19 protein-coding genes are annotated in these 24237 nt (G+C 72.2%); 1 reads left to right on the forward strand and 18 read right to left on the reverse strand.

Annotation, left to right across the window (positions count from 1 at the left end; translation table 11 throughout):
• Positions 1–42 precede the first annotated feature (42 nt).
• From AC3EN4_RS04980 to efeU, 7 genes are all read right to left on the reverse strand, one after another.
• Positions 43–771 carry a ComF family protein gene (locus tag AC3EN4_RS04980; protein ID WP_435204727.1) on the reverse strand — a complete coding sequence of 243 codons (729 nt, stop codon included), beginning with the start codon at positions 769–771 and terminating at the stop codon, positions 43–45.
• A 4-nt stretch (positions 772–775) separates the two neighbouring features.
• Positions 776–2593 (reverse strand): LpqB family beta-propeller domain-containing protein, encoded by a 1818-nt coding sequence (locus tag AC3EN4_RS04985; protein WP_435204728.1) that lies wholly within the window; start codon positions 2591–2593, stop codon positions 776–778.
• Positions 2590–4341: an MtrAB system histidine kinase MtrB gene (mtrB, locus tag AC3EN4_RS04990; protein WP_435204729.1), complete on the reverse strand. Its 1752-nt coding sequence runs from the start codon at positions 4339–4341 to the stop codon at positions 2590–2592. Before mtrB ends, AC3EN4_RS04985 begins: the two co-directional genes overlap by 4 nt.
• Before the next feature lie 12 nt (positions 4342–4353).
• Positions 4354–5043, reverse strand: a complete 690-nt coding sequence (gene mtrA / locus AC3EN4_RS04995; RefSeq protein WP_355052014.1) for an MtrAB system response regulator MtrA — start codon at positions 5041–5043, stop codon at positions 4354–4356.
• 121 nt (positions 5044–5164) lie between these two features.
• Positions 5165–6442, reverse strand: coding sequence for an iron uptake transporter deferrochelatase/peroxidase subunit (gene efeB / locus AC3EN4_RS05000; RefSeq protein WP_422738430.1), 1278 nt, complete (start codon positions 6440–6442; stop codon positions 5165–5167).
• Positions 6443–6461: 19 nt separating this feature from the next.
• Positions 6462–7595 carry an iron uptake system protein EfeO gene (gene efeO / locus AC3EN4_RS05005; protein ID WP_435204730.1) on the reverse strand — a complete coding sequence of 378 codons (1134 nt, stop codon included), beginning with the start codon at positions 7593–7595 and terminating at the stop codon, positions 6462–6464.
• A 23-nt stretch (positions 7596–7618) separates the two neighbouring features.
• Positions 7619–8575 carry an iron uptake transporter permease EfeU gene (gene efeU, locus AC3EN4_RS05010; RefSeq protein WP_435204731.1) on the reverse strand — a complete coding sequence of 319 codons (957 nt, stop codon included), beginning with the start codon at positions 8573–8575 and terminating at the stop codon, positions 7619–7621.
• A gap of 169 nt (positions 8576–8744) precedes the next feature.
• Here efeU and AC3EN4_RS05015 point away from each other — a divergent pair, with 169 nt between their 5' ends.
• Positions 8745–8891 carry a hypothetical protein gene (locus tag AC3EN4_RS05015; RefSeq protein ID WP_422738428.1) on the forward strand — a complete coding sequence of 49 codons (147 nt, stop codon included), beginning with the start codon at positions 8745–8747 and terminating at the stop codon, positions 8889–8891.
• A gap of 502 nt (positions 8892–9393) precedes the next feature.
• Here AC3EN4_RS05015 and ahcY read toward each other — a convergent pair.
• From ahcY to AC3EN4_RS05070, 11 genes are all read right to left on the reverse strand, one after another.
• Entirely contained in the window at positions 9394–10893 is a 1500-nt protein-coding gene (gene ahcY / locus AC3EN4_RS05020; RefSeq protein ID WP_422738427.1) for an adenosylhomocysteinase, read from the reverse strand.
• A 263-nt stretch (positions 10894–11156) separates the two neighbouring features.
• Complete coding sequence (gene manA, locus AC3EN4_RS05025; protein ID WP_435204732.1) at positions 11157–12320, reverse strand: mannose-6-phosphate isomerase, class I; 1164 nt, start codon at positions 12318–12320, stop codon at positions 11157–11159.
• A 4-nt stretch (positions 12321–12324) separates the two neighbouring features.
• Positions 12325–13332 (reverse strand): cation diffusion facilitator family transporter, encoded by a 1008-nt coding sequence (locus tag AC3EN4_RS05030; protein ID WP_435204734.1) that lies wholly within the window; start codon positions 13330–13332, stop codon positions 12325–12327.
• Between the two features lie 58 nt (positions 13333–13390).
• Complete coding sequence (locus tag AC3EN4_RS05035; protein WP_422738424.1) at positions 13391–14587, reverse strand: SIS domain-containing protein; 1197 nt, start codon at positions 14585–14587, stop codon at positions 13391–13393.
• Complete coding sequence (locus AC3EN4_RS05040) at positions 14584–14769, reverse strand: Trm112 family protein (RefSeq protein ID WP_007455824.1); 186 nt, start codon at positions 14767–14769, stop codon at positions 14584–14586. The genes AC3EN4_RS05035 and AC3EN4_RS05040 overlap by 4 nt, the downstream gene beginning before the upstream one ends.
• Before the next feature lie 60 nt (positions 14770–14829).
• Positions 14830–16215 carry a phosphomannomutase/phosphoglucomutase gene (locus AC3EN4_RS05045; RefSeq protein ID WP_435204735.1) on the reverse strand — a complete coding sequence of 462 codons (1386 nt, stop codon included), beginning with the start codon at positions 16213–16215 and terminating at the stop codon, positions 14830–14832.
• A 69-nt stretch (positions 16216–16284) separates the two neighbouring features.
• The gene (locus tag AC3EN4_RS05050) at positions 16285–17325 is read right to left on the reverse strand and encodes a hypothetical protein (protein ID WP_435204736.1); all 1041 of its coding nucleotides are present in this window, start codon (positions 17323–17325) and stop codon (positions 16285–16287) included.
• Between the two features lie 60 nt (positions 17326–17385).
• Complete coding sequence (gene nfi, locus AC3EN4_RS05055; RefSeq protein WP_435204737.1) at positions 17386–18165, reverse strand: deoxyribonuclease V; 780 nt, start codon at positions 18163–18165, stop codon at positions 17386–17388.
• Between the two features lie 432 nt (positions 18166–18597).
• A complete protein-coding gene (locus AC3EN4_RS05060) occupies positions 18598–19254 on the reverse strand; it encodes a tetratricopeptide repeat protein (protein ID WP_435204738.1) in 657 nt (218 codons plus the stop codon).
• A gap of 192 nt (positions 19255–19446) precedes the next feature.
• Positions 19447–19887: a hypothetical protein gene (locus AC3EN4_RS05065; RefSeq protein ID WP_435204739.1), complete on the reverse strand. Its 441-nt coding sequence runs from the start codon at positions 19885–19887 to the stop codon at positions 19447–19449.
• On the reverse strand, positions 19884–24233 hold the full coding sequence (locus AC3EN4_RS05070) for a toxin glutamine deamidase domain-containing protein (protein WP_435204740.1): 4350 nt from the start codon (positions 24231–24233) through the stop codon (positions 19884–19886). Before AC3EN4_RS05070 ends, AC3EN4_RS05065 begins: the two co-directional genes overlap by 4 nt.
• Positions 24234–24237 lie beyond the last annotated feature (4 nt).

Here is a 24237-nt window from a genome sequence, read left to right on the forward strand (position 1 = left end):
TCGCACCTCATACACCAACGGGTGAAACGGAAACACGGTGGGTTACGAATGGCGTCTTTTCTCGGTCGCGGCGAGCACCGCCGCGACACCCGGTCGCCATCCGGTCGCGGTCAGCACCCGGGCCGCCGCAGCCAGCGTCACACCCGTGGTGACGATGTCGTCGAGCAGCACCACGACGGGCCCGCTGCCCGCCGGGCCGGGCCCACTGCCCGCCGGGCCGGTCCCACCCGAGCCGCCGGAGCGGGGGCGGAACGCCGCCTCGGCGGCCGCGGCACGACCCGCGCTGTCCAGGGTCACCGAGTCGGGCCGGGGCAGCGCCCGCAACGGCCGGTGCACCCGTACCGGCCAGCCGCTCCGGCCCAGCCGCGCCGCGCAGTGCCGGGCCAGCCGGTCCAGGTGGTCGCCGTACCGGGCCCGGGCCGCAGCCGCCGTGTCCGGCACCGGCACCAGCGCCACCGGGCGCACCTCGCCGACCGCCACCGCGACCACCTCGGCCAGCAGCGCGCCGAGCGGACGGGCCAGACCGTGCCGGCCGTGGTCCTTGTACGCCAGCAGCGCCTCCCGCAGCGGACCGGCGTACGGGCCGAGGGCCACGCAGCGCGGCAGGCCGGGCGGGGCGGGTGTGGGGCGAGCGGCCCGGGGGCGCAGCGCGCTCAGCGCCGTCACGCAGGAGGGGCAGACCCCGTGCCGCAGCCGTTGGTGCCGCTCCCGGCAGCCGGCGCAGTCCGCGGGCAGGACCAGGTCGGCGAGGTCCGCCCAGAGCCCGCGCACGACGTCAGTAGAGGAAGAACGGGGCCGACGGGTTGCTCGGACGGACCCCGGCCGGCGGCGTGGGTACGTCGCGGACCTGCTCGGGCACGATCCGTTCGGACGGGCTGCTGCGGTAGGCGACCTTGTTCGCCTCATACATGTACGCCCCGGTGGGCACCCGCACGCTGCGGTTGGTGGGGTACGCCGTCAGGTGGTTGACCTTGGCGCCCACGTCGGTGCGCAGTGGTGTCTCCAGGGCACCGTCCACGCTGATCTCGTAGATCGCCGGCTGGCCGGCCGAACCGGCCACCACCAGCCGGTCCTCCCCGATCCAGTCCACCGCCGTCAGGTTGGTCAGGGACGTGACGAGTGCCCGGGGCGGGCCGATGGACAGTCCGCTGCCGGAGCCGTCGAGGGTGAGTGCCGCGACGTAGAGCTGCCCGCCGGCGATCAGCGCGATCCGCTGGCCGTCCAGCGCGGAGGCCACCGCGGTGACGTCCGGCGTGGGCAGATTGAGCGGCACCTGCGACATTCGGGCGGCCTCGTCGAAGCGGTACAGGCGGCCGTCGGCCACCACCAACCCCTGGGCCGGGCGGGTGTCGGCGGTCCGCAGCCAGACCGGGCGGCCGATCGAGGCGTACTCCCCGGCGCTGCGGCCGAGCGCGGACACGGTGTCCGCGCCCGCGCCCACGGCGAGCCGCTGCCGGTCCTTGCCGCTGGTCACCACCAGCGCGGCGAGCACGCGGTTGACGCCCCGCGCGAGACCGGCCGACACGATGGCGCGGTTGACCTCGGGCGTCAGGGGCACCGCGCCGCTGGGCTCGCCCGCGAAGTCGAGCGGACGGATCGCGCCCTCGTAGACGCCGTACCGCTGCGGGTCCTCCCGGACGGGGTATAGCGGCTGGGTCTTCCGACGTTCGTCGAGGTCCTGAACGGGCTGCGAATTGTTCCGGATCTTCAGCTCCAGCTCGCCCGGCAGGTCGCCCAGCGACCAGGCGAGCTGCGTGATCACCTGGTCGACCCGGCTCTGGTCGTCGCCGGACATGTCCAGGTTGACCTCCCACCGGTTGTTCGCGCCGGTGGCATTGTTGATCAGCTCGGTGCCGTCCGGCAGACCGACGACACCCGGCCGCAGCCAGTCGGACGGGCCGCCCACCAGCCACCGCACGACCTCGTTGACCCGGCGCTCGTCCGGCACCGCGTACGGCAGGTAGCGCTGGTCCGGCACCAGCCGGGTGCGGTCGGAATTCCAGAAGTAGATCGACTCGTCCTGGTAGTACTGCTGCAGGGCGACGTCACTGAGCAGTAGCACGTTCGGCGGGTCGAGCAGGTACTGCCCGGCGCGCTCGTCGCTGCCGACGCCGCCGAGACCCCCGCTGCGCAGCCGGAACTCGTACTGCGTCTCGGTCGCCACCGGCGGCGCCAGGGTGCCGTTGGTCCGCAGCACGCCGACCTGCTGCACCGTGATCTTGACGGTGGTGGTGGAGTCGCTGTTGAAGGTGAAGACCGTCTCGCGCAGCCGCACCACGGTCAGCGCGACCTCGCTGCCCTTCTTGTCCTGCAGGCGGGGCCGGTGCTCGGGGGCGATGAACGCCTTCACCCGCTCGTACGCCCGGTCCGGCTCGCCGGCGGCGGCGGACAGGAAGTTCCGCACGAAGGCCGCGTTGTCGCTGCCGCTGGCGGTCCGCGATGGCGGCTCGCTGCTGCGGCCGTTGCTCGATCCGGCCTCGGTCGCGGTGCCGGCCTTGCCGTCGACCCGCACGTCGGACGAGGCCGGGATGCCGCACCCGGCGCTGAGCAGCAACGCCGCGCCGAACGCGCCGAGCAGTGGTCGAGCCCTCACGAACGCACCTCCGCCCGCTCGCCGCTGCCGGTTGGCGCCGGGCCGATCGCGGGCGCCGGGCCCGGCCCGATGGCCAGCGGGCCGCCGTCGCGCGGACCGCCGAACGGCAGCGCCGCGTCGGCGGGCACCAGCCGCAGGGGCGACGTGGTGAGTCGGTCACCGGCGCGGGCCGGCAGGGTGAGCCGGAACTGGGCGCCCTGGCCGGGCGCTCCCCATGCCTCCAGCCAGCCACCGTGCAGGCGGGCGTCCTCCAGGCTGATCGACAGGCCGAGCCCGGTGCCGCCGGTCTGGCGGGCCCGCGACGGGTCCGCCCGCCAGAACCTGTTGAACACCAGCTTCTCCTCGCCCACCTTCAACCCCACCCCGTGGTCCCGGACGGTGATCGCCACGGCGGTCTCGTCGATGCCGAGGGTGATCAGCACCGGGCGGGCCTCGCCGTGCTCGACGGCGTTGCCGACCAGGTTGCGCAGCACCCGCTCGACGCGGCGGGGGTCGACCTCGGCGATCACCGGGGTGCTGGGCAGGTCCAGCTCGATCTCCACGCCCACCCGCTCGGCCAGCCCGGCCAACCGGTCGACGACCCGGTGCACCACCGGCACCAGGTCGGTCGGCTCGGCGTCCAGCATGGCGAAGCCGGCGTCGAACCGGCTGATCTCCAACAGGTCGGTGAGCAGTTCCTCGAACCGGTCCAGCTCGGCCTGGAGCAACTCGGCGCTGCGCGCCACCGCCGGGTCGAACTCGTCGCGCTCGGCGAAGATCAGGTCGGCGGCCATCCGGACCGTGGTCAACGGGGTCCGCAGCTCGTGCGAGACGTCGGAGGTGAACCGGCGCTGCAACCGGGACATCTCCTCCAGGCGCAGGATCTGCCGTTGCAGGTTGGTCGCCATCTGGTTGAACGAGGCGGCCAGCAGCGCGAGGTCGTCCTCGCCGTTGACCACCATCCGCTGGTCGAGAAGGCCGGCGGAGAGCCGCTGGGCGGTCCGCGCGGCGACCCGGACCGGATTGACCACCAGTCGGGTCACCAGGGCGGCGAGCAACCCCAGCAGGATCACCAGGGCGATACCGGTGGCGACGACGGTGGCCCGGGCGTCCGCGGCGGTGGTGTCCTGACGGGTCAACGGCACCAGGTAGTAGAGCTCGATCTGCCCGAAGCGGGTCGGCACGGGAGAGCCGTAGACCAGGTACTTCGTCGGCTCGCCGGTGAGCCGGCCGGTCTGGATCTGGCTGGCCACCTGGCCGCTGGCGACCGCGGCCCGCAGCTCCTTGCTGATCAGGGGCTGCACGTTGGCCGCCGGCGCGGTCCGGGTCTGGATCATCGTCGGGTAGTCGGCGGCGGTGATGGCCACCACCACGCCGCTGGTCTGTTGGGGATCGCCGCCGGCCAGGTAGTTGACCGTGCCCTCGATGGTCTCCTGGAGCTGCGCCTCCTGCGGCTGGCCGTAGAGGGAGACCTGCTTGGCCGCGTACCCGGCGCCGCCCTTGAGGCGTATCTGGACGTCGGTGCGCGCGTTGTCGAGCAGGATCGTCGTGATCTTGTCAGCGATCAGGTACGCGAAACCGCCCACCAGCAGGCTGGAGGCGACCAGCGTGATGGTGACCACCCGCACCTGGAGCGAACGCCGCCAGGTCTGGTGCGCCCGGGCCAGCAGTCGCGCGACCCGGCCGCTCAGCACACGCCAGACCTCCCGACCGGCGGCGAGCCGGCGGGCTGCGGTGGTCTGCGGGGGCGGGGGCGGCGAGGTCGACACAGTGTGACCAGGCTATCCGGTGCCCGCCTTGTAGCCCACGCCCCGCACGGTGAGGATGATTTCCGGTCGCTCCGGATCCGGTTCGATCTTGGCGCGCAGCCGTTGGACGTGCACGTTGACCAGTCGCGTGTCGGCCGCGTGCCGGTAGCCCCAGACCTGTTCCAGCAGCACCTCGCGGGTGAAGACCTGACGCGGCTTGCGGGCGAGCGCGACCAGCAGGTCGAACTCCAACGGCGTCAGCTTCACCTCCTCGTCGTTGCGGCTGACGGTGTGGGCGGGCACGTCGATGCTGATCTGGTTGCCGGGCGGCCCGATGGTCAGCATCTCCGGCGCGACGTCCTCGCCGCGGCGCAGCCGGGCCCGCATCCGGGCCACCAGCTCCTTGGGCTTGAACGGCTTGACCACGTAGTCGTCAGCGCCGGATTCGAGCCCGAGGACGACGTCCACGGTGTCGCTCTTGGCGGTCAGCATGACGATCGGCACGCCGGACTCGGCACGGATCGACCGCGCCACGTCGATACCACTCATTCCGGGCAACATCAGGTCAAGCAGGACGATGTCCGGCCGACTGTCACGAAACGCAGCCAACGCCCGCTCGCCGTCGGCCACGAACGAGGGCAGGAAACCCTCGCTGCGCAGCACGATGCCGAGCATCTCGGCGAGTGCGGGGTCGTCGTCGACCACCAGTACCCGGGCTCTCATGGGATTAATATTGCATCCCCGTTCAGTTCGGTGGGACCGGCGTCACCCGGCACGGACAGCGCCATGATCCCCCCTCGACGTGGTCCGGCGCCACCGCAGCTCGGACGGGTCGCGGCGGCGATCAGCCGAAGAGCGCCCGGCCCCAGTGGTCGCCACCGTCGCGCACCCCGGGCGGGCAGGCGAACAGGCCGCTGGAGACGTGCCGCAGGTACTCGTTCATCACGTCGTGGCGGGCCAACTGGGTCTGGATGGGCACGAACTGCCGGCGCGGGTCCCGCTGGTAGGCGATGAAGAACAGACCGGCGTCGAGCCGACCGAGACCGTCCGAGCCGTCGACGAAGTTGTAGCCCCGGCGCAGCAGGTGCGCGCCGTTGTTCCGACTCGGGTGGGCCAGGGCGACGTGGGCGTGCTCGGCGATCAGCGGCTTGCCGTCGTCACCGCGGGCCGCGAAGTCCGGCTCGTCGAACTCCTTGCTGCGCCCGAGCGGGGCGCCGCTGCCCTTGGTCCGGCCGACGATCTCCTCCTGCTCGGCCAGCGACGTCCGGTCCCAGGTCTCCACCAGCATCCGGATCTTGCGGGTGACCAGGTACGACCCGCCCGTCATCCAGTCCGGCCCGTCGCCGGGCTGCACCCACAACTGGTCGCGCAGCAGGTCGGTCTCCTCGGCCTTGAGGTTGGCCGTGCCGTCCTTGAAGCCGAACAGGTTACGGGCGGTCGCCTGGTCGCGGGAGGTCGACGAGGTACGGCCGAAGCCGAGCTGCGACCAGCGGACGCTGACCACCCCCATGCCGATCCGGGCCAGGTTGCGGATCGCGTGCACCGCCACCTGGGGGTCGTTGGCGCAGGCCTGCACGCACAGGTCGCCCCCGGAGATCGGGGCCTGCAACGCGTCGCCGGGGAACTTCGGAAGCTCCGCCAGGGCGGCCGGACGGCGGTCGGCGATGCCGAACCGGTCCCGCCCGTCGGCATCGCGGAACAGCGTCGGCCCGAAGCCGATGGTCAGGGTGAGCTGCGAGGGAGGGAGGCCGAGCGCCTCGCCGGTGTCGTCCGGCGGGGCCTCGGGCATGCCACCGACCGCACCGAGGACGCCGGCGTCCCGGCCGGCCGTCATCCGGGCGGCGGCGGCCGTCCACTCCTCGAGCATCCCGACCAGGCGGGCCCGGTCCTTGGTGATGACGTCGAAGGCGACGAAGTGCAGCCGGTCCTGGGCCGGGGTGACGATGCCGGCCTGGTGCTCGCCGAAGAACGGCACCGCGCCGGCCGGGTGGTCACTGGCCGAGGCCGGGCCACGCGAGTCGCCGACCAACGCGCCCGCGCCGGCGGCCACCCCCGCGACACCGGCCACCCCGGCGCCGGCGAGCGTGATGGCCCGTCGGCGGGTCAACCTGCGTACGCTCATCGACTCGACTCCCCCTGCGTCACTTGGCGACGACTGCGGCGACCTTGCTGATCGGCTCGGCGAGCGCGTTGATGCCGTCCGAGAGCTCCTTGAGCTCGACCTTGCTCAACGCGGTGTGCAGCTTCCACCCGTCGCCGTCGCGGTGCTTGCCGAGCTGCGCCTCGACGTTCGCGAACTCGGTGTCGAGCTGCTTGACCAGCTCCGGCGACCGCTGCTCCAGCGCGGGCCGCAGGGCGGACAGGGCCGCCTTGGAACCCTCCAGGTTGGCGGCGAAGTCCCACAGGTCGGTGTGCGAGTAGCGGTCCTCCTCGCCGGTGATCTTGCCGCTGGCGACCTCGTCGAGCAGCTCCTTCGCCCCGTTCGCGAGCTGCAACGGGGAGAGCTTCTCGGCGTTCGCCTTCGCCACGATCTCCTTGACGTCGACCAGCAGCCGGTCGGCGATCGGGCCGTCCTTGCTGATGTCACCGGACTGCCAGAGATCCTTCTCGATCCGGTGGAAGCCGGTGAACTCCATCCCCTCCTCGATGACCTCCTCGCGGCCGTCGATCTTGGGGTCGAGGTCGCCGAAGATCTCGGCCACCGGCTCGATCCGCTCCCAGTAGGTGCGCGCGACCGGGTACAACGTCTTGGCCTTCGCCACGTCGCCGGCCTTCACGGCGGCGACGAACTCCTCGGTCTTCTCCAGCAGCGCGGAGGTCTGGCTCTTGACGTACCGCTGGTAGTTGTCGGTGGCGCCGGCCAGGGCGGCGTCGGCGGTGAGCGGCTGCGCGGACCCGCTGACCTTGAGCGCGCCCCGGATGCCCTTGCCGCTCATGCCCGGCTTGCAGGCCGTCTCGTACGTGCCGGCGGGCAGTTCGACGTGCAGCTCGCGGCTCAGCCCGGGGGCGATGTTCTCCACCTCGCCCATCACCCGGTCACCGGAGGCGTACACGTAGAACTCGGTGACCTTCGCGCCCGAGTTGGTGATCTTGAAGGTGGCCGTACCGGCGCCGAGGTCGGTCGTGGCGACGTCGCAGGCCGTGTCGGTGGCCTTGACCACGATCGGGCCGCCCGCCGCGTCGGACTTGTCGGAGTCGCCCTTGGAGCAGGCGGCGACACCGGCCGTCGCCAGCACGCCGGCAGCGGCCAGCGCGAAGAATCGAGTGGTACGCATCTGTGCTGTCTCTCCTCGTGGGGTCAGGCACGCTGCGGCGCGGAGGCCGCCTCTGCCTCGGCGCCGGTGTCGGCCCCGCGTTCGGTGACGGTGGTGCTGGCGGGCGTCGTGGGCTCAGGCGTCGCGGCCGCGACCGGCGCCGCCGGGGCCGCGGTGGTCGCTGTCGAGGCGGGCGTACGCCGAGCCGGGCGCAGGAAGAGCACCAGGACGGGTACCGCGTACCCGATCCAGGCGATGGTCTCGAGCACGGTGGGCGCGGGGGTCACGTTGAACATGCCGGCCAGCAGCGCCGCGTACCAGGTGCTCGGGTCGAGCGTGGTGGTGATGTCGAAGGCCAGATCGCCGAGGCCGGGCAGGACACCGGCCTCCTGGAAGTCGTGCACGCCGTACTTGAGGATGCCGGCGGCGACCAGGATCAGCAGCGCTCCGGTCCAGGTGAAGAACTTGCTGAGGTTGATTTTGAGGGCGCTGGCGTAGAGCAGCACGCCGAGGACCACGGCGGTGACGATGCCGCCGATGAGCGCGAGCAGCGGTCCGCTGTCCCCGGCCGCGCCCTGGGCGGCGGAGTAGAAGATCAGCGCGGTCTCCAGGCCCTCGCGGATCACCGCGAGGAAGGCCATCCCGGCGACGGCGAGCGACCCGACGGCGAGCGCCTCGGTCAGCTTGCCGCGCAGTTCACCCGCGATCGTGCGGGCCGCCTTGCGCATCCAGAAAATCATCCAGGTGACGAAGACCACGGCGGCGACGGAGGTGATCGCCTCGAACAGCTCACGATCCTCGGAACGGGCCAGCAGCGAGGTCGACGTGTACTCGATGAGCCAGCCGAACAGCACGGAGAGCGCCACGGCCAGGCCGACGCCCGCCCAGACCTGGGGCAACCGGTCCCGGCGCTGCGACTTCACCAGGAAGGCGACCAGGATGCTGACCACCAGGGTCGCTTCCAGGCCCTCCCGCAGGCCGATCAGGTAGGTGGCGAACATCCCCGCTCCGTGTTCATTAGGCACGCCTTCGCTAACTTAGGGCAGCCATACCTTCCTCCTGTTCACAGGGCTCGTCAAGTTGTTCTTGGCAACCTCACTCTTCCCGTGAGCTGGCCTTCGACGACCGGGCGCACACCGTTGACCGTTCGGCTGTGCGAGGATCCCCGGCGTGAAAGCCTTCCTGCCGTGGCTCGCGGTATTGGCCGTGGTGCTGCTGCTCAGCGCGTTGCGCCAGCGGGCACTGGCCACCGTGGTGTCGCTGGGCTGGCTGGCCTGGTGCGCCTGGACCTGGCTCCGCCCCACTCCCCGCCGCTAACCGCCCTCGCGCCCTCGCGCCCTCGCGCCCTCGCGCCCTCGCGCCCTCGCGCCCTCGCGCCCTCGCGCCCTCGCGCCCTCGCGCCCTCGCGCCCTCGCGCCCTCGCGCCCTCGCGCCGATCTTGCACTTACTGACGCCGACATGTCCATCTTCGCGAAATAAGTCCGCGCAGAAAGTGCAAGATCGGCGTGGGAAGGCCCCGCGCCCCGCGCCCAAGATCCTCGCGCCCCGCGCCCAAGATCCTCACAACATCACCGATGTTGCTGCCTCAGACGCGCCGGAAGCAGCAACATCGGTGAAGTTGCTGCCATCCCCCGCCCCGCTCGCCCACAGCCCGCGCGATCTTGCACTTTCTGCGGCGACATACGGGGTCGAGAGGCGCAAATCACCAACCGAAACCGCAAGATCGCGGGGGCGGGGGCGAGGGCGAGATCGCGGGGGCGGGGAAGGAACGACGCACCGGGCCGGCTGTGGAACAGCCGACCCGGTGCGGGGAGTGCGATCAGTAGCGGTAGTGGTCCGGCTTGAACGGGCCCTCCGGGGAAACGCCCAGGTACGCGGCCTGCTCCTTGGTGAGCGTGCTCAGCTTCGCGCCGAGCGCGCCGAGGTGCAGGCGGGCCACCTTCTCGTCCAGGTGCTTGGGCAGCACGTAGACGCCGATCGGGTAGTCCTCGGTCTTGGTGAACAGCTCGATCTGGGCGATCGTCTGGTTGGCGAACGAGTTCGACATGACGAAGCTCGGGTGCCCGGTGGCATTGCCCAGGTTCAGCAGACGTCCCTCGGACAGCACGATGACGGCGTGCCCGTCGGCGAAGCGCCACAGGTCGACCTGCGGCTTGATGTTGACCCGCTCGACGTCGGAGCGCTTGGCCAGGCCGGCCATGTCGATCTCGTTGTCGAAGTGGCCGATGTTGCCGACGATGGCCTGGTGCTTCATCCGGGCCATGTGCTCGTTGGTGATGACGTCGAAGCAGCCGGTGGCGGTGATGAAGATGTCCGCCTGCTCGACCACATCGTCCAGGGTGGCGACCTGGTAGCCGTCCATCGCCGCCTGGAGGGCGCAGATCGGGTCGACCTCGGTCACCACGACCCGGGCGCCCTGGCCGCGCAGCGACTCGGCGCAGCCCTTGCCCACGTCGCCGTAGCCCATGACGACCGCCATCTTGCCGCCGATGAGCACGTCGGTGGCCCGGTTGATGCCGTCGATCAGGGAGTGCCGGCAGCCGTACTTGTTGTCGAACTTGCTCTTGGTCACCGAGTCGTTGACGTTGATGGCCGGGAAGAGCAGCGTGCCGGCGCGGTGCATCTCGTAGAGGCGGTGCACGCCGGTGGTGGTCTCCTCGGTGACGCCCTTGATGCCGGCGGCGACCCGGGTCCAGCGCTGGCCGTCCTCGCCCAGCGAGCGGTGCAGCAGTTCGAGGATGACCGCGTACTCCTCGGAGTCGGCGGACTCGACCGGCGGTACGACGCCGGCCTTCTCGAACTCGGCGCCCTTGTGCACCAGCAGGGTGGCGTCACCGCCGTCGTCGAGGATCATGTTGGGGCCCTGGCCGTCCGGCCACAGGAGCACCTGCTCGGTGCACCACCAGTACTCGGGCAGCGTCTCGCCCTTCCAGGCGTACACCGGGACGCCGGCGGGAGCCTCGGGGGTGCCGTTCGGGCCGACGACGATCGCGGCGGCGGCGTGGTCCTGGGTGGAGAAGATGTTGCAGGACGCCCAGCGGACCTGCGCGCCGAGGGCGACCAGGGTCTCGATCAGGACGGCGGTCTGGATGGTCATGTGCAGCGAGCCGGTGATCCGCGCGCCGGCGAGCGGCTGCGCCTCGGCGAACTCCCGCCGGATCGCCATCAGGCCGGGCATCTCGTGCTCGGCGAGCTGGATCTCCTTGCGCCCGAACTCGGCGAGCGACAGATCCGCCACCTTGAAGTCGCCCTCGGCGAGCGTGCTCGGCCGGGCCTCGGACGGCGTACCGCTGGCGGCCGCCGGGAGGGTGCTGGTCATGAAAGCTCCTGTCGAACGATGTCTGCGCCGATCCTCCACCTTACGCGCGCCGGCGACGGCCGCCGGGGGACGGGCGGCGGACAGCGCACGGGGCGGTCGGTGGTGGACAGACCCGCTGCCCACCTCCGCCCGCCCCGCGCATCCCCCCGGTTTGGTTTCCCGCACGTTGCCGGACCGTCGTCGCGATAACGCTGCGTACTCATAGGTTCACACTCGGCCAACGCTGAGTCAAGCTATTCCGGGAAAGTCGGACTTGTGGCGAGTCAGCGCAGTCCCGACGTCGCCACGTACGCCTCACCGTCACCGGTGATCCGCAGCGGCTCGCCGGCCGCCGTGCCGATCGCCGCCTGACCGGACGCCAAGGTCAGCGCGCCCGCCCCGTCGTCGACCGTCACCGAGCCGGCGCCGCAGAGCACCACCCGGGGGCCGGGCAGCGCCAGGGTTGCTTCCGGCACGTCCGCGCCGACCCGCACGCGGTGCAGCGCGAAGTCGTCCACCGGCACCGCCCAGCAGTCCACGCCGGGAGCGACGTGGCGGGCGGCGCGTACCGGATCGTCAAGCACCTCGAAGCGCAGCACCCGCACCAACTCGTCCACGTCGACCCGCTTCGGGGTGAGACCGCCGCGCAGCACGTTGTCGCTGGCCGCCATGATCTCGACGCCGCAGCCGCTGAGGTACGCGTGCAGGTTGCCCGCGGGCATCCAGATCGCCTCGCCCGGAACCAGCCGCACATGGTGCAGCAGCAGCGCCACCAGCACGCCGGGGTCGCCCGGATATGCCTTCGCCAGCCGGCGGGCCAACTCGGCGTCCGGGCCGTCGGCCGGCGACGAGATGGCCGCCCGCAGCAGCCCGTCGCGCTCCGCGGCCGGCCAGCCGAGCAACGTTCCCACCGCCGTGCGCAGGCCCGCCGGCCCGGTCCGCAGCGCGTCCACCACGGGCGTCAACTCGGGTACGCCGAACGCGGCGAGCGCCTCGGCCGACTCCACCGGATCGCGGAACCCGCAGAGCGCCTCGAACGGGGTGAGCGCGACCAGCAACTCCGGCTTGTGGTGCGGGTCGGAGTAGTTGCGCTCGGCCGCCGGGAGGTCCGCCTCCGCCGCGAACCCCGCCCGGGCCTGCTCCGCGTCCGGGTGGGCCTGCAGGCTCAGCGGCGAGTCGGCGGCGAGGACCTTGAGCAGGAACGGCAACCGGCTGCCGAACCGCCCGGCCACCCGTTGACCCAGCCACTGCCCCGGCTCGTCGCGGACCAGATCACAGAGGCTCACCCGGGCCCCGGCACGCTCCACGCTGGCCGGGGCGCCCGGGTGGGCGCCCAACCACAGCTCCGCCTCCGGGCCGGGGCTGGGTACCGGACGCCCCTGCAACAGCGCGATGGCGGAGCGGGACCCCCAGGCGTAGTCCCGGATCGGTCCGTACAGCGGTTCCACCGTCTCAGACCCCGGGCCGCCCGACCGCCTCGCCCGCCGGCTCCTGGGGCTGCGGTACGGCGGTGTCGGCGGCGGCGCCGGTGCCGGCCTCGGCGGCGGCGACGCTGTAGATGTCCGGCTCCAGGTAGATCACCCGAGCGATCGGCACGGCGGTACGGATACGCGCCTCCACGGCGTTGATGCCCTTGGCCAGCTCGTGCGCGCTCTCGCAGGCCGGTACGCCGATCTTCGCGGCCACCATCAGCTCTTCCGGACCCAGGTAGAGCGTCTTCATGTGGATGATCCGCTCCACCTCGGGGCCCTCGGTGATGGCCCGCTCGATGGCCGCCAGGTCCTGCTGCTCGGCACCCTCACCGAGAAGCAGGCTCTTGGTCTCGATGGCCAGCACGACGGCGATGACCACCAGCAGGATGCCGATCATCGCGGTGCCGGCGGCGTCCCACCGACCGTTCCCGGTGGCCAGCGTCATGCCCACACCGAACAGCGCGAACACCAGGCCGACAAGTGCGCCGAAGTCCTCCAGGAGCACCACCGGCAGCTCCGGGGCCTTGGCCCGGCGGATGAACCGCACCCAGGACTGCTTGCCCCGGATGTGGTTGGACTCCTTGATCGCCGTCCGGAAGGAGAACGACTCCATGCCGATCGCCACCACCAGCACCGCCACCGGCAGCCACTGCCACTCGGTGATGCCGTGCGGATCCGACCACTTGTGGTACGCCTCGTAGAGGGCGAACAGGCCACCGATGCTGAACAGCACGATCGACACGATGAACGCGTAGATGTACCGCTCCCGGCCGTACCCGAACGGGTGCTCCGGCGTGGCCGCGCGCTTCGCCCGCTTGCCACCGAGCAGCAGCAGACCCTGGTTGCCGGAGTCGGCGACCGAGTGGACCGCCTCGGCCAGCATCGACGAGGACCCGGAGAGCAGGAACGCGATGAACTTGGTGACGGCGATGCCGACGTTGGCCAGCAGGGCGGCGACGATCGCCTTCGTCCCGCCGTTCGCGCTCACGCCGCCACTCCGCTTCGCGTCGTGGTGACGTACGTGTAGCGCCGCCCCCTGGGTACGTTCACTGGTTCGACAGCTCCTTCATCTCGGTGATGGCCGGTACGGCCATCGGGTCCAACCCGTGTGCCAGAGCAAGATAGATCGAGGCGAAATCCGGTACGGCGATCAGCGAGGCCAGCCGCTCCAGCGCCGACCCGCCCTCGGCGGTCACCACGTCGCACCGCACGCCACGGCGCTCGGCGAGGGTCTGCACCGCGTCCGCGCGGCGCTCCTCGACCGCGAGCGGCTCGTCCGTGTCGTCCTCGGCGTTCAGCCCGCCGTCCCGCAGCAGCACCAACCGCAGCCGCGTCCCGTCGCCGTCGTCCTCCGACGGGTCGGCGAAGATGTCCCGCTCGCCCTCGGCCAGGCCGCCGAAGACGCCGTCCAGCAGACCGACCCGCCCCCGCCCGGCCTCGCCCAGCGCACCGGTGACCACCGGGTAGCGGGCGTTCGCGGACAGGGTGTCGCCGAACCGGCGGGCCGCCACGGTCGCCAGCGGCGACGAGCCCCACACGATCGGGATCGAGCCGGCCAGGCCCAACGCCAACGACTTGGCCGGGTTGACGAACGACTCGGCGGCCGAGCGGCAGCGGTCGGCGTCCGCGTCGAGCCGGGCCGCCGTCTCCGCCAGGTCCGCCTCGTTGACCTTCACCAGGCCGAGCGACCGCGCCGCCAGCAGGACCGGCACGGTGAGCGCCCAGAGGCTGGCCCGGGCCGGTGCCCGTCGTGGCACCGGTATGAACGGCGCGCGGGCCCGCTCGGCCACCGACTGCAACTGCGAGTCCGGTGCGCCCACCGCGACCAGTCGGGCGCCGCGCCGGTGCGCGGCCTCGGCGGCGCCGAGCGCCTCCGGGCTGCGACCGGACGCGCTCACCGCGATCACCACGTCGGCGGCGCCCACCCAACCGGGTACGCCGGCGCTGCGGTGCCCGATGATCGGCACCGGGCAGCGCGGCCCGGCGACCGTGGCCAACACGTCACCGGTACGCCCCGCGGTGCCGATGCCGGCGATCACCACGGCCCGGGGCCGTCCGTCGTCGGCGAGCACCGCGAGGTTCGCCTCAGCGGCCAGTGCCGCGCTCTCGCGCACCTGAGCGCCGGCCGAGGCGGTGTGCCGCAGCATGTCGCCCGGGTCGTGCTCGGCCAGTGCGCTCGGGTTGTCGAGCAGGGCCTCGTCGGCGTCGCGCCGCCCGCTGACCCCGGCCGTACCGTCGATCATGACTGCTGCCCGGGGCCGCCACGCGCCTCGTCGAGGAGCAGCACCGGCACGTCGTCGCGGACCTCGAAGATCCGGCCGCACTCCGTGCAGGTCAACGTCTGCGCCTCCGCGTCGTACGTCAGCGGGGCGTGGTGCGTGTCCGGGCAGGCGAGGATCTCGAGCAACTGCGGATCCAGGGCCATGGCACGGCTCCTTCCACGAGTGCGGGTCACCGACGGCGGTGCCGACCGGCGCAGGCGATCTTATCGGCGAACGCGGTCGAGCACCGCGTCCCGGAGCGAGACCATCCGCTCGCGGGTGGGCGCCTCGACGTTGAGCCGCAACAACGGCTCCGTGTTGGAGGCGCGCAGGTTGAACCAGGCGCCGTCGGGAAAGCGCAGCGTCAGCCCGTCCATCTCGTCGGCCGTCGCCTCCGGGTACGCGGCCCGCACGTCGGCCACCGCCGCGCCCTGGTCGGCGACCGTCGAGTTGATCTCACCGGAGGCGACGTAGCGCTCGTACTCGCCGGCCAGCACGGAGAGCGGCAGCGACTGCTCGCCCAGCGCGGCCAGCGTGTGCATCGCCGCGAGCATGCCGGTGTCCGCGAACCAGAAGTCCCGGAAGTAGTAGTGGGCGGAGTGCTCCCCGCCGAAGACGGCGTTGGTCCGGGCCATCTCGGCCTTGATGAAGGAGTGTCCGACCCGGGCCACGACCGGCTCGCCACCGTGCTCGCGGATGATCTCCGCGACCGCGCTGGAGGTGATCAGGCCGTGGATCACCGTGGAGCCCGGGTGCTTGGCCAGCTCGCGTGCCGCGACCAGCGCGGTGATCGCCGACGGCGAGACCGGCTCGCCGCGCTCGTCGACCACGAAGCAGCGGTCGGCGTCGCCGTCGAAGGCCAGGCCGATGTCGGCGCCGTGCTCGACCACGGCCCGCTGGAGGTCGACCAGGTTCGCCGGGTCCAGCGGATTCGCCTCGTGGTTGGGGAAGCTGCCGTCCAGCTCGAAGTAGAGCGGCACGATCTCCAGCGGCAGGGCCGACAGCGCGGCTTCACCGAGCACGGTGGGGACGGTGTAGCCACCCATCCCGTTGCCGGCGTCGACGACCACCTTAAGCGGCCGGATGCCGGAGAGGTCGACCAGCTTGCGCAGGTACGCGGCGTAGTCGGGGAGCAGGTCGCGCCGCTCGGCCGGCCGCGTCGGCTCGCCCGCCGGGCGGGACGCCCCCGAGTCCAGCATCGCCTGGGCCCGATCGCGGATCTCCGCCAACCCGCTGTCCTGCCCGATCGGCCGGGCGCCGGAGCGGCACATCTTGATGCCGTTGTACTGCGCCGGGTTGTGACTGGCGGTGAACATCGCACCGGGCAGGCCGAGCGAGCCGGAGGCGAAGTAGAGCAGGTCGGTGGAGGCGAGCCCGATCTCGATCACCGAGCGCCCCTCGGCCCGTACGCCGGCGGCGAAGGCGGACGCCAGGCCGGGCGAGCTGGCCCGCATGTCGTACCCGATGACAACGGCGTCACCGGGCTCGTCAGTGGCGTTGAGCAGCTGGGTGAAGGCGGCCCCGAGTGCCTCGGCGACCCGCTCGTCCCACTGGTCCGGCACCGTCCCTCGGACGTCGTACGCCTTGACGATCTGGGACAGATCAGACACTAGTTCCGCTCCTTGGCCGCAGGTTTCCAACAAACCTGAGCGTATCGGAGCGGCCGGGCCCGGCCCCGCTCAGCCGGGGAGCCGGGGCATGAACACGGTGTGGTCGCCGCCCTCCGGGTCATCGGGTCGTGGTCGAGCACCCGGACCGCCGGGGAGGCCCGGCATGACCTGAGTGGCGTCCGGCGAAGGCGCGGCCGGTCGCGCCCCGTAGACACCCCCGGGGGTGGGCCGCTGGACGGGCAGGGCCGGCGGCTGCTGGCCGTACACCGGGCCGGGGTGACCGGACGCGGCCGGCGACCCACCGCCGGCGCGGTAGGTGGTCCCACCGGGGTTGCCCGGCAGCGGTCCGGGCTCGTCGGTCGGGGTGCGGTCCTGCCGGGAACGGCGGACCAGGAACACGATCAGCAGCGCGCCGACCGCCACCATCGCGATGCCGAAGAACATGATCAGCGAACCACCGCCGGACTCGGCGGCCACGGCCGTCGGGGAGGGTGCGCCGGTGGTCGCGCTCAGTGCGGCCGGGTCCACCACCTCGCCCCCCGCCGCGACCTCGGTCGGGCTCGGTGTCGGGGTGGGCTTCTTCGACGGCGTGGGGGTGGGCGACGCGGACGTGCGGCCACCTGTCACCCGCGCCGTGTCGCTGCCGCGACCGAGTTCCTGACCGGCGGCGGTGACCCCCACGCCGGTCACCGCGAGCCGACCACCAGGCGCACCGGCGGCGAACGCCACCCGGTACCGCACGGTGATCCCCTTGCCCTTGCACAGCGTCGGCTTGGCCGGCGAGGTCTGCCCGGTCGCCACGCTGCCACCACCGCCGGAAACGGCTACCGGGAACCAGCGCCCACCCGCGTTGACCTGGACCGCCACCTGGTCCGACTGAAGACCCTCGAGGCGCAGCGCCAGTGCGGTGCGCAGCAGGACGCATCCCTCGGAGCGCTTACGCACCGCGACGTTCACACCCTGGGGAGAACCACCCGCGGCGAAGCTGCTGGCCGCACCCACCCGGACCGAGTCCTCGTCGGCCAGCGCGGGTGACGCGCCGAGCATCACCAGGCCGACCAGCAGGCCGCAGACCGTCGCGAGCCGTGCGGCGCGTCGACGCAGCTTCATGATCACCTCACCGTTCCTCCCCGGGTGGGGTCCGCCGGTCAGGCTACTACCGGACCACTTTCACCACCTGTCATAGAGCGGCCGGCATGTGTGCGGCGTTACGGTTTGCGACCCGCGCTCGTCAGCGGGTCCGACCCGCGCTCCGTCGTGTCCGGCCCGCGCTCCGTCGTGTCCGGCCTCGGCGAGAGCGTCGCGGCACAGCCGGTCGGCGGTGCGCGTCGTCTCGGGGAGGCGGTAGCGCGGAGTCAACGCGAGCACCTGGGCGGTGGCGTTCTCCAGACTCATCCGGTGCCCGACGCTCACGAAGACCGGCTTCACCCCGTCCCGGGTACGCACCACCCGACCCACCACGTCGCCCCCGTCGCGCAGCGGCGACCAGGCGCCCCGTTCGGCGGCCGGCGCAACCCACTCGCCGACCAGCGGCGTCTTCCCCACCCCGATCGCCGGCAGGCCGGTGACCACCCCGAGGTGACAGGCCAACCCGAACCGGCGCGGATGTGCCACCCCGTGCCCGTCACAGACCAGCAGGTCCGGGAGGGTCGTCAAGGTGTCCAGGGCGGCGAGCAGAGCCGGCAGCTCGCGGAAGGCGAACAGCCCCGGCACGTAGTCGAACGCGGGCCGGCCCACGCTGACCGCCGAGTCCACCACGGCAAGCGTCCGGGCGTCCAACACGGTCACCGCCGCCGCGAGCAGGTCACCGCTCTCGGCGTACGCCACATCCAGGCCGGCCACCGTCTCCGGCGCGGCCGGACCGGGCCCGACCAGGTCGACGAGCGGCCGCAACTCCTCCTGTACGGCCACCGCCTCCGCGACCGAGCGCGGAGCCCGGGTCAGCGCCACCCTTGATCCACTCGGTTTCGGCGATGTCGCGGTATCCCGTGCCCCCGGACACCCCGATATCGGCGACGTCGAGTCGATCACACGTCGTCCGACCTGTCCTTACCAGACGGTCGCGGCGCGCTGCCATCCTCGGCCCCATCGACCTCGTCGCCGTCCACTCGGCTCCGATTGGCACCGAGGGCGACCCCGAAGGCGACGGCCATGGCGACACCGAAGGCGACACCGCTCGTAGGACCCAACGAGGGGATGCCGATCGCCAAACCGAACAGAAGGCCGACCGGCCACACCCAGAGGCGGGCCCCGCCGCTGTCGGTCGTGAAATTCGCCATGGACCGATGTTAATCAGCACGGCCAACCACGCGGGCCGCCCGCCGATGCGCGCTGCGTGGTTGGCCGTAGCGCCGCCGAATCTCCGGCACAGGCAGACCGTGCTCAGTCGAGCTTCAGCTCGTCGCGGGCCTCGTCGATCCACCGGGCGATACCGCGCGCACCGCTGCTGGTGGCCAGGGACGCTGCCTCGTCGAGCAGCCCACGGGCGGCGTCCCGGTCACCGTCGCTCGCCGCCAGGTCCGCCAACCCGATCAGGTTCGCCGCCACCCCCGGCGTGAAGGACAGCTTCCGGCGCAACCGCGTCGACTCCTCCAGCAACTCCCGCGCCACCTCGACCCGGCCGGCAGCCTGCTCGCCGAAGCAGAGGTGCCGCAGCACGTACGAGAGAGTCAGCTCATCCCCCGCCTCGGTCGCCAGCTCACGCGCCCGGGCGAAGGACGGATCGGCGGTGGCCTGATCCTGGCGGATCACCTGGTGGACCGTACCCACCCAGAACAGCGCCTCACCCTCGCCACGGGCGTCGCCCACCTCGCGGTAGAGCTGCGCCGCCCTCTCGAAGAGCGACAGCTCGGCCGCGTCCTCCGCGCCGGTCTCCAGGAACCGGGCGTGCAGCAGCCGTCCACGGGCCAGAGCCGTGTCCGCCTCCAACGCCACGAGATCCCGCTCGGCCTCGTCCAACGACGTCGCGTCGCCACCGAAGACCGCCTGCTCGTAGCGCTCCTGCGCCCGCGTCAACCGGACGTCGAACCCCTCGGCCATCCCTGACCCACCCTCTTCGTCGATACGCTCGCTGATGCCGTCGCCCGTCCAGTCATGATCGACTCCACTTCGGCGACATCGCGCCAACCCGCCGCGCGGAAACCGCCACTTCGGCGATCCGGAGTCGATCACGCTCTGTACTGGTAGCGACGACTGATCCAGCCTTCCGTCGATGCGGCCGGCGCGCAATGCCTACGCCGCACGGGCGATGTCGGGGTCCGCGCCCGGGTCGCCCGCCGCCCGAAGCTGCTCCTCGAACATCACGAACGACCGCTGCCGGATCCCCCGGATGAGAGCCTGCTCGCGCGGCGTCAGGTGCCGCCCCTCGGCCGCTGCCAGGTCCTGAATCGACCGCACCGTCTCGTACAGCGCGAAGATCGGGCCGTCACCCTCCAGGTAGTGGGCCCGGAACGCCTCCACCTCCTGAACGAAATCCGCCTCCGAACGGCGGAAGATGTCGCCGCCGACCGCGAGCATGATTTCGGCGAAGAGGCTGGGCTTGGCGTGCCATCCTCCCGTGTCGATGGACACTCGCCAGACCTGGGCACCACCGTCGGGCGTCTCCACGATCTTCACCGGTGCCTGGTGATACAGGTAGTACGCGGGAAGCTCCGAAACGGGCTTCTCGGTCATCCAGACTCCTCAAAGGTCGACAGCAAGGCCTGCCAGAACAACTGCTGCTCGCGAAGGCGGATGCCCTCTACGATCTCCCGCTCGCGTAGCGTCAGAGTGCGCCCCTCAACGCGGGCCAGCGCTTCGATGTCGCGGCGGACCTCGTACAGCACATGCTCCCAAACGGCCACGGCATCGAGCGCCGCCAGATGCAGCCGAAATTCGCCCAGATGTCCATTCTGCGTCCGGAGCACGAGCTGTACATCTCGGTAGCCGCTACTCATTGGTGCAACGAAACGGTCTTCGAACCTGACGATCGTGATGTCCGGACTCCCCTTGATCCGAGCGAGCGCAGCATAGAGGTCGTCGAGAGAATCGAATTCGACCTTCGCGGCCGCTAGGTCCAGCAGCGTGGACGCATCGCCTTGCCGGCTGTTCACCTTGTCCTCGGCTCGCCGTCGATCCTTGGGCTGGGGACGCCAGCCTGGGTTTCCCACAGAACGGCCATCGACAACAGACAGAGACGTCGCGAGCCGGTTCAGGTCGGCCTGGGCCTCGACTGCTGCCTCATATAGATCGTCGAGGTAGCTACTTCGATAGTCGGAATCGCCGATCCGACGCCGGTCGAAGCCCGCTTGGGCAACGGGCCCCGGCTGCACCTGCAAAGTGGCGCTGATCCGCAACTGATCAGCGGTGAGGGGTGTGGGTTCCGGTTGAGGCAATGCCGGACCGGGCTCCGCGTCCGGTCGTGCTGCTTCTCGCGCGTTGATGTCGTCGAGCACGTCGGCGAGGGCGTCGATGGCCTGTTGGTGGCTCGCCAGGTGATGCAACGTCAACGGCCGCGCCGTCAGTGACGCCGCCAACTCGGGGGTGCCCAGAATCATCCGCGCCAGATCCGGCGCCTGCGCCAGTTGCCGGGCCAACGTCTCGGCCAGTTGCGGCTCGTTCGGGGGCGGCTCTCGCAGGGTGGTGTCCAGCATGTCTCGGACGCGGGTGTCGGCGAACAGCCGCGACACGTCCTGCGCGGCCGCGTCATCGAGGCTGGGCACCAGCCGCCGGAGGCTCGGCGGGTCCACCGCCCGCGCGAAGTCGGCGGGACTCATCCCTGCCGAGAAGACCTCGTCGAGACTGCCGGCGTGCGCGAGTGGCTGACCTACGCGAGCATCGGACGGCAGGCCGTCCGGCACCGAGCCCGGGCCGTCCAGCAGCAGGTACATGCGGTTGATGTACGGGTCGCCGTGGCCGCCGTCGTCGTATCCGGGTGGATGGGTCGGCAGGTCGGGGCGTTCACTGAACCGCCCCCGGGGCAGCCCGCCGAGCGGCATCGGTCGGCCGTCTCCGCCCAGTACGAGCGCGTCGATGCCGACCACGTCGGGATACAGCGGCCGGTCGCGGACGAGGCCGGTCTGCGGGTCGACGTAGAGGATCGTGCCGTTCTGGTTCAGTGCCACCCAGGCGTGCGAGCCGCCACCGGCCCACTCGGTGATCAGGAACGCGTAGCTGCCGTGGCCGCCCAGCAGCAGTTGGTCGTGCAGATTGGCGTACCCCTGTCGGGCCTGTGCCGGGTCGGGTGGCTGGCCGGGTGCGAGTACGCGTTGGAAGCGGCCGCCGGTGACGTCCTCCACCCGGCCCGGCCCACCCGCCTCGCCGCGGATCGGGCGTCGGATGTCACCGTTCAGGTAGCCGTCGAAGGTGCGCGGCGCGGACACCCGCGGCCGCCCGTGCACCCAGGTGTCGAAGAGCGACAGGGTGCAGTCCAGGCAGTTGATGCCACGGGTGGCGTCGGCCTGGGGACCGCCGTCGTTCAACAGGCGGAACCAGCCGCCCTGGCGCGGATCGGCGGTACGTCTGATCGTGCCGTCGCGCTCACGTGGCATCTGTCGTTCGACGTCGACCTGATGCAGCGCGAGGGGCGGCCGGAGCCCGCCCGGCTGCCCGTACGGACGGGAGTCGTCGATCGGCGGGGGAACGTCGTCGCCGGTGAGCCGGGACGGGCCGCTGGTCTCCACCGCGCCGAGCGCGAGCGCGCCCACGTCACTGTTGGCGTGCGCGAAGGCGCCGTCGGCCAGGTCGATGACCGGCGGTGCCGTGATCCCCGCCAGCACGTCGTTGGCCAGGTCACGCCAGTGGGCGTACGCGCGTGTCTCGTCGTTCGCCGCCCGCTGCCACCCGTCGGCCCATTGCCGGTGACCGGTCTGGTGCAGCTGCCGGGCGTAGTTGGCGTACTCGACGGCCCGGCGGTCGTGCTCCGCCGCCCGCGCCCGCAGCCGGGTGGCCTCGGCCTGCCGGCGGTTGTTCTCGAAGCCGATCCGCTGTGCCTCGAAGTGGCCCTGGTAGCGCCGCCGCTCGGCGGCCTCCGCCTCGGCCAGCCACTGGGCCGCGTACCAGTCGTCGAGGTCGGTCGTGGACACCACCGGGTCGCCGAACGCCACCACGTCGACGGGCGCGGACCTGCGACCACCCGTTCGCTGCCGGGGTACGCGGGCCGGTGCGACCGCCTCCCGCTCGGGTGCGGAGTGTCGGCCCGCCGGCGCGGACAGCGCGCCGCCGTCCGCCGGGGTCACGGCTGTGCCCTGCCTGGCCAGGACGTCGGGTGACGCGTCGGCCGTCGGTCCGGTGGACGGGAGCGGGGACGCCACCGAGGGCGCGATGGCCGGGGCAGGGCCGGCGGACGCGCTCGGCGTCGGGAGCCCGGTGGTGCTCGCGGCCGCCGAGCCGACCGGAGGCACCGCCCCCACGGCCGTTGGCGGGGACGCCGACACCGGCCCGGTCGAGGACATCACGGATGCCGACGAGGCCACGGAGGCCGACGAGAACCCGGCCGCCGACGGCAGCGGGCCCGACGACGGCCCGACCGCTGGGGGCAGCGGGGCCGCCGAGACCGGCGGCGACACGGCCGAGGTGGCCCCGGGTAGACCTGCCGACGGGGGTACGGAACCGCTGACGCCCGCCGGGTCCATCGCCGCCGGGGTGAGCGCCGTAGCGACGCCGACACGTGGTCCGCCGACCGCGTCGACAACGCCGGCGACGGGCGCGGTGACCCCCGAGAGCGTGGGCGCCGCCGCGACGGCGGGATGGCCCGGCTCCGCAACGGCCGAGAGCCCCACCTCCGACACTGCGGGACCCGCGCCGTGCCCGTCGGCGGGAACGCCCTGGACGCCCGCTGCTGCCGGCGAAGACGTACCGGCGACGTTCGCGCCCACCGCTCCGGCACCATCCCCCGTCGACGCCGACGATGGCGAAAGCGGCCCGGACGACACCGGCCCAGACGACACCGGCGCGGACGCCGTGAGTTCCGCGGGCGGGGGTGGGATCGGCAGCGACGGGCCGGGGAGGGACGCCCCGGTCAGCGCGTCGGCCTGGGCGCGAAGCCGCGCCTGCAACGCGTGGTCGGTCTGCGCGGTCGTCGAGCCGGTGACCCCGGACGCGGCGGCGCGTACCACGTCGTCGACCGAGGCCAGGCCCTGCCCGGTGGCGACGCTGGCGGCGCTCTCGGCGAGCATTTCGCCGGTCATCTCCCGACCCAGGTGCTCGCCGACACGTGCGGCGCGGCCGGTCGCGTGGCGGCCCAGGCCGGCGAGCGGCGCGACCGCACCGCCGGCGAGCCCGCCGACGGCCGACGCGCCCAGGTCGGTCAGGTCGACGCCGTGGGCCCGGCCCGTGGAGTTCTGGTACGCCTGCGTGGCGAGACTGATCCCGGACTCCTCGGCCGCCTCCTCCAAACCTTCCCGGGTGGCCCGCTTCGCGAGGCCACGTACACCGCCCTTGGCGACCTCCTTGGCCGCCCGCTCGCCGGCCTCCTTGAGCCCTCGCCGCAGCGCCTTGCTGGCCAGCTGCCCCATCAGGCGCTTGAAGATCTGCTGGATGAGCAGCCGGGTCGCGGTGACGGCCGCGCCGGCCGCCGGGGAGGCCGCCCCGGCGGTGAGCAGCGCCGCCACGGCCACCGAGAGCAGTTCGACGACCAGGATCCCCAGCTCGATCCAGACCTCGATCTTGGTGCCCTCGATGTCACAGCCGCACTCCTCGACCAGCCGGCCCAGGTCGGCGGTGACCGCGAGCAGCACCGGCAGGGGCGCGTCGTCGCCCTCGGCGATGCCGCGCCAGGCCGCCTCGAACGCTGCGTCGACAGCGCCGACACCGCCGTACCCACTGCGTACCTCGGCGGCGGCCGTGGCGGCGTCGGCGTGCGGGCCGGCGAGGACGGCGGCCACCGCGTACCACCGGTCCGCGAGGTCCCATACGGCCCGCTCGTCGCCCTCGGGCCACTGCACGCCGATCGCCCAGTCGAGGGCCTCGTAGATCCACCCGGGTACGTCCCAGGGCGCGTAGTCCAGCGGGTGCGGAATCGGGCTGGGCAGCACGCTCATCCGG

This window comes from Micromonospora sp. bgisy143 (assembly GCF_057708145.1).